This is a genomic window from Cobetia sp., from assembly GCF_983723665.1.
In genome coordinates this window covers 20,647-24,799 of the sequence record NZ_CFDJES010000022.1, presented here as the reverse complement: position 1 = coordinate 24,799, position 4,153 = coordinate 20,647, and the positions used below count along the sequence as shown (strand labels likewise).

The window sequence follows — 4,153 nt, the reverse complement described above, 5'->3', positions numbered from 1 at the left end:
ACGAAGAAGGCGATGGTCTCGGTGCCCTCGGTCAGGCCATCCAGATAATAGAAGGCCTTGCGCGTGAAATTGGGCCGCTCCAGCTGATGCTTGGCCGCCATGATGGCAAAGGCCAGAAAGCTCGAGCCCGTGCCGACGAAGGCGAACAGCAGCGCCACCGCCGCCATCGCATTGGCACCAGGGTCTGCCAGGGCGAAGCCCACCACCACGGCGGCGTAGAACAGGAAATCGAGACAGATGTCCAGAAAGCCACCGGCATCGGAGCTCAGGCCGGCATGCCGCGCCAGCGCGCCATCCAGCCCGTCCACCACCCGATTGATCAGGATCGCGACCAGCGCGAACCCGAAATGCCCATAAGCCAGCAACGGCAACGCCAGCATGCCGATGGCGAAGCCCGCGAGGGTCAGCTGATCCGGATGCAGACCGCGCGCCGCCGCACTTTTCGCAAGACGTTTCAGAGGCGGCTGTACCCAGCGTGAGGTCCACTTGTCCAGCATGTTGCATCTACTCCCATGAAGTCGTTGAGGTCATCGTCATTCCAGCACCTGACAGGCGCTCAGCCGCGCGTCGGCGAGACCGAGCGCCCGGCAGGTACCGCACGCGCCAGCAGGTAGACCACCAGCGGCAGACAGGCCTGCAGGCAGGCGGCCACCGCGGTCAGGCGCGGGTCGGCCCCCGTCGCCAGCGCTAGGGTTTCGGTGGTCAGGGTCGGGACACGCCCGCCGCCCAGCACCACCGTCGGCACGTACTGCGCGATACTGACCGCGAAGGCCACTGCCCAGCTGATGGCCAGCGGCCTGAGCATCAGGCGCAGGCGGATACCGATCAGCACCTCGAGCCGTGAACGCCCCAGCAGGCGTGCCGCCTGCTCGAGTCGGGTATCGAAGCGTGCCCAGGGGCCGGCCAGCGTCAGCCAGGCGTAAGGCAGGGCGAACAGCAGATGGCCGATCACCACTCCCGCCCAACCGGGGCTGGCCCCCAGGCTCAACCAGCCGACCTGAAAACCGAACAGGAAGCTGGCCTGCGGCAGCAGCAATGGCAGATAGAGGCAAACCACGAAGCCGCGCAGGCGGCCACTTTCCCGTTCACGCTCGAACACCGCCACGCTGAGGATGACGGCCAGCGTCGCCACCAGCAGTGCCAGCCGCAGGCTGTTGCTGAAGGCATCCCCCAGGCCAGCGAGGGCCTGGTGCCAACTCTCCCAGCCCCAGCGAGACGGCAACAGCGCAGGGAAGAACCAGCTTCTGGCCACCGATTGCACGCCGATCACCACGAAGGCGAGCAATGAGATCAGCGTGACCACGCCCAGCACTCCGCGCGCGACACGCCCGAACAGGGCTTCACTCGCCAGCGCCAGCCGGCTTGCACGCGCCGGGTGATGGCTCAGTGCCCAGTCGCGATGCCAGGTGAGCAGAGCACGCCCCAGCGCCGCGCCAAGCGCCATCATCCCGATCACCAGCAGGGCCAGCATCAGGGCGCCGACACTCGCCGGCAGGCGCGCCGTCGGGTCACTGTCGCGCCACAGCTCGATCAGGCGCACCGCCAGCGTCGGCGTACGCGTCGGGCCCAGCACCTGCGCCACATCCACCACCGCCAGCGAGTAGGCTAGCACCGCGCCGATGGGCAAGGCGATGGCGCGCATCACCTGTGGCATCAGAATGCGCCAGCGCAGCTGTGGGATGCTGTAGCCGAGTGCCTGGCCTGCCTGCAGCTGCGCCGTGACCGGCAGGCGTGACAGCGCCGTCTGCGCCATCAGCATCAAGAATGGCGCCTCCTTGAGCGCCAGACCGACCGCCAGCGAGATGCCGTGGGCATCCGGCAGCGGATACTGCGGCGGTACCAGCACCTCGAAGGGCGCCAGCAGCAGGCGCATCAGCACGCCACTCGGGGCGGCCAGCCACAGCAGCCCCAGCGCCAGCGCCAGATGCGGCATCGCCAGTATCGGGGCCAGCAGGCGCTCCATGCGCTCGCCGAAGCGAGTCCCGGCCGCCGCCGAGACCCACCCCATGGTCAGCAGCACCGCCAGCAGCGTACCGCCGAGGCCACTGACCAGCGTCAGTCGAAAGCCCTCCGCCAGCCCGGGCAAGGCCCACCAGCGTTGCCAGGCGACCGCCGAGACTTGCTCGAAGCCCAGCGTCGGCCACAGCCCGAAGGCCGGCGCGACCAGTCCAGCCAGCCCCAGCGCCGTCGGGCCGAGCAGCAACAGCAAGACGCCCCAGCGCAGCACACGGGCGGGCGTCAGCGGTGCATGACCAGTGGCGGGGGCGACACGCCAGCGGTCAGCGACCCATTGCGTCAATTGCGATAGCGTCGCGCCCACTCGGCCTCCAACGCATCGGTCCAGCTCGGGTGTGGCTCGCTGAGCGGAGTGCCCAACGCCTCGGGCGACATGCTGCCGGGCAGCTGCGGCAAGGCCTCGAAGGCGGCGCGCTCTTGCGGCGGCAGGCGGGCGACATCCAGCACCGTGTCATCGCCCCAGCGTGAGGGGTCGGCCTTGGCAGCCTGGGCCTCGGCGGACATCAACTGATTGATCCACACCAATGCTGCGGCCTTGTGCGGTGCACTGGCCGGAATCGCCAGATAGTGCACATTGCCGAGAGTGCCGCCGTCATGGATATACGGCTCGATGGTCGGTGGCAGCCGCCCTTCCTGACGGGCGTTGGCCACTTCCTGGGGCACGAAGGTCAGCGCGATCCACACGCTGCGCTGAGCCAGCAACTTCATCTGCTCTTCGGCACCGGCTGGCTGACGCTCGCCCTGCGCCCACATCAAAGGATGCAGCGCATCGAGATAGTCCCACAGCGGTGCGGTCACCTCAGCGAACTGAGCATCACTCGCCACGGGAGATGCCAGCACCTCGCGCTGCTCCACTGGCATCAATTCAATCAAGGCCTGCTTGAGGAAGGTGGTGCCGTGGAAGCTGGGCGGCTGCGGATAGGTCACGCGCCCGGGATGCTCTCTGGCCACCTCCAGCAGCGCCTGCATCGAGCGCGGCGGCGATTCCAGCAGTGCAGTGTCATACATGAAGATCAGCTGCGCACGCCCCCAGGGCGCCTCCAGACCATCGGTGGCGAGTCCGAAATCGCGCGCACCGATCTCCTCGAGCAGATAGTCGCTGTTGGGCAGATGCTCGACGAAGGGCCCCCACACCAGCTCGGCCTGCTTGAGCGCACGGAAGTTCTCGCCGTTGATCCAGATCACATCGATGCTGCCGTCGCGGCGCCCGGCCGCCTTCTCGGCCAGCAGGGTCGAGACGCTCTCGGCGGTATCGGCGATCTTGACGTGGCGCACCTCGATGCCATGCCGCGCCGCCGCCGTCTCGGCCTGGGCGCGCAGATAGGCGTTGGTCGCCTCACTGCCGCCCCAGGCATGAAAGTCGATGCGTTGACCGCGCGCGCGCTCGGCGATCACCTGCCACTCGAGCGAGGCGAGCTCAGGGGTCGCGCGCCCGGCCTGCGCGTCTGCGGCATACGCCAGAGAAGCGGCCCAGGGACTGGTAGTGACGCCGGCCAGCAAGACCAGCGAGCCGCCCATCAGCGCCAGGGCACGACGGCGACCCGCCAGATGATTCGTCTTCATGAAGGGCTTCTCCTGATGGAAAAATGCCGCGACCCTGCACCTGCAGGCCCGCGGCATGATTCAGCGATTACTGTTTTTCGACAGCCACAGTCCGCTCGGCAGCATTTGCCTTGAGGGTCTTGGTCGGCTCGAAGCGGCCGTTGCGGCGCCAGGTGAAGTAACGGTCGAGCACCTTGAGCACGCCTTCCGGCTTGTGGGCATTCTTCCACATGCCCGCCGCGGCCTTGTTGGCCTCGGACAGCGTCGGATACGGATGGATGGTGGACAGGATCTTGTTGAGACCGATGCCATGCTTCATCGCCATGGTGAATTCGGCCAGCCACTCCCCTGCCGAGGCACCGACCAGCGTCACGCCGAGGATGCGATCACGCCCCTTCTCGGTGAGCACCTTGACGAAGCCTTCGGTCGCTCGCTCGGCCAGCGCGCGATCGCTCTCGCCCATCGCGTAATGGGTCACTTCATAGTCATAGCCCTGCGCCTTGGCTTCAGTCTCGTTGAGGCCGACACGTGCCACTTCCGGCTCGGTGTAGGTGACCATCGGCATGATACGGTAGTCGACCTTGAAGGTCTTCAG

The 4,153-nt window shown here is 67.2% G+C and carries 3 protein-coding genes and 1 pseudogene; all 4 read right to left on the bottom strand.

What is annotated here, in order from left to right; translation table 11 throughout:
- Nucleotides 1-497 (bottom strand): CDP-alcohol phosphatidyltransferase family protein (locus tag AC4FAH_RS04030; protein ID WP_490245666.1); only part of this gene is annotated, 497 nt, incomplete at its 3' end.
- A 59-nt stretch (nt 498-556) separates the two neighbouring features.
- Nucleotides 557-2,320: an ABC transporter permease gene (locus AC4FAH_RS04025; protein ID WP_490245665.1), complete on the bottom strand. Its 1,764-nt coding sequence runs from the start codon at nt 2,318-2,320 to the stop codon at nt 557-559.
- Entirely contained in the window at nt 2,296-3,579 is a 1,284-nt protein-coding gene (locus tag AC4FAH_RS04020; protein ID WP_490245664.1) for an ABC transporter substrate-binding protein, read from the bottom strand. The genes AC4FAH_RS04025 and AC4FAH_RS04020 overlap by 25 nt, the downstream gene beginning before the upstream one ends.
- A gap of 67 nt (nt 3,580-3,646) precedes the next feature.
- Nucleotides 3,647-4,153: pseudogene (locus AC4FAH_RS04015) on the bottom strand (pyridine nucleotide-disulfide oxidoreductase); the annotation flags it as partial.